The 387-nt window shown below is 53.7% G+C and carries 1 protein-coding gene; it reads left to right on the top strand.

The genetic code is table 11. The features are described from left to right. Positions 1 to 179: 179 nt before the first annotated feature. Positions 180 to 387, top strand: a 208-nt coding sequence (locus R0J87_RS18765; RefSeq protein WP_498888093.1) for a hypothetical protein, incomplete at its 3' end; no start/stop codon positions are given.

Genomic DNA, 387 nt, shown 5'->3' with positions numbered 1-387 from the left:
AGGACAATGACACCAGCTGGGTAAACTGGGCACTATCCAGAGAAGAGTACAAGTTCAGAAGTTGGCTGCAGTCTCTGATTCAGCAACGTCAGACTGTCATGCCAGCTATCATGAGAGCAATCACAGACAAGACGTCTGCGCCAGCCACGATTAGCTGGCTGACTCCCACAGGAACACCGATGGATGACCAGAATTGGGCCGGACGCCAGCCTTTTTCCTGTCTGATTCAGGCCAGCGAAAACAACGCCCTGCTTTATCTGCTCAACCCTGATGATTATCCGGTACGCTTCCGCTTGCCCTCGTCACTGCACAGCTGGACTTGTCTGGTTGATACCGCTGAGGAGCAGCTGGCTGCTCGGAATATTCACCAGTCAGACTGCCTGGTCC

The organism is Halomonas sp. SIMBA_159 (genome assembly GCF_046536035.1).
GTDB lineage: Bacteria > Pseudomonadota > Gammaproteobacteria > Pseudomonadales > Halomonadaceae > Vreelandella > Vreelandella venusta_A.
Note: the sequence above shows the minus strand (reverse complement) of the source record. Positions and strands in the feature narration are given on the sequence as shown.